General features: G+C 67.6%; 3 protein-coding genes. 1 reads left to right on the top strand and 2 read right to left on the bottom strand.

Annotated features, from left to right (window positions below):
- A partial coding sequence (locus tag FVA95_RS28925; protein ID WP_193564260.1) for a sigma factor-like helix-turn-helix DNA-binding protein occupies positions 1-217 on the bottom strand: 217 nt, incomplete at its 3' end.
- A 100-nt stretch (positions 218-317) separates the two neighbouring features.
- On the opposite strand from FVA95_RS28925, the gene FVA95_RS28920 reads away from it, so the two are divergent.
- Positions 318-641 carry a hypothetical protein gene (locus tag FVA95_RS28920; protein ID WP_149666915.1) on the top strand — a complete coding sequence of 108 codons (324 nt, stop codon included), beginning with the start codon at positions 318-320 and terminating at the stop codon, positions 639-641.
- A 35-nt stretch (positions 642-676) separates the two neighbouring features.
- On the opposite strand, the gene FVA95_RS28915 is transcribed toward FVA95_RS28920, so the two are convergent.
- A partial coding sequence (locus FVA95_RS28915) for a transposase (RefSeq protein ID WP_193564307.1) occupies positions 677-1,068 on the bottom strand: 392 nt, incomplete at its 5' end.

Below are 1,068 nucleotides of genomic sequence, written 5' to 3'. Positions count from 1 at the left end.
TCCGCGGGAACTGCGCCAACAGAGCCCGCACCTGCGGCTCGACCGCATCAGCCAGCGAACCCCGCGGGCCCCGTTCCCGCCGCGGTGGGCCCGGCGCCCGCAGCGCCGAACGCACCGTGTTCCGCGCGACTCCCAGCCGGCGGGAGATCTCCTTGATCGGGACACCCTCCGCCCGATGCAGACGACGGATCTCGGACCAGTCCTCCACCGACAACACCCCCTCAGCGTCGCCCAGAAGGGGTCAATCCCAATCCGACGTCAGGGGGTCAGTCTCAGGCCGTCGTCGACACCAGGTCCGCGAACTCGCACCCAACGTGGTGTCGATCGACTACCAGCGCCGCAACCTCCTCGCAGCCACCGTCACCGCACCAGACATCGATGCGATGGCCGGCCTTCCCGGGGACGCGATCGATCTGGACCGGGTGCTGTCCGGGGCGACCGAGTACGGGACGCCGTGGCGGCAGTCGATCCGCGGTAGCCACACCCTGGTCGGCGGGGCCACCGGCGCGGGCAAGGGTTCGCTGATGTGGGCGCCCCTGCTGTCGATCGCCCCGGCCATCCGGGACGGGCTGTGCCGTGTGAACGGGATCGACCCGAAGGGCATGGAGCTGGCCTACGGCCGCGACGTCTTCCACCGCTAGGGTCTGTAACGAGAACGGTGGTTCCGGCGATGTTGTCAGTAGTGCTCGGCGCCCGGCCAGCGGTCACCGAAAGTGATGGCGAAGGCGTTGAGGACTGGCTTCCAGCGCATCATCCATCGGGTGTGGCCTCGTCCGGTCGGGTCGAGGCTGCGGGTGACAAGGTACAGACATTTCATCGCGGCCTGCTCGCTGGGGAAATGCCCTCGCGCTCGGACCGCTCGCCGGTAGCGGGCGTTCAACGATTCGATCGCGTTCGTCGTACAGATCACCCTCCGGACCTCGATGTCGTAGTCGAGGAACGGCATGAACTCGGTCCAGGCGTTACGCCACAAACGTATCATCGCCGGATAGGCTCGCCCCCACTCGTCATCGAGATCATCCAGCGCGGCTGCAGCGGCATCGGCGGTGGACGCGGTGTAAATAGCTC

The organism is Pseudonocardia sp. EV170527-09 (assembly GCF_008369905.1).
Lineage (GTDB): Bacteria > Actinomycetota > Actinomycetes > Mycobacteriales > Pseudonocardiaceae > Pseudonocardia.
Note: the sequence above shows the minus strand (reverse complement) of the source record. Positions and strands in the feature narration are given on the sequence as shown.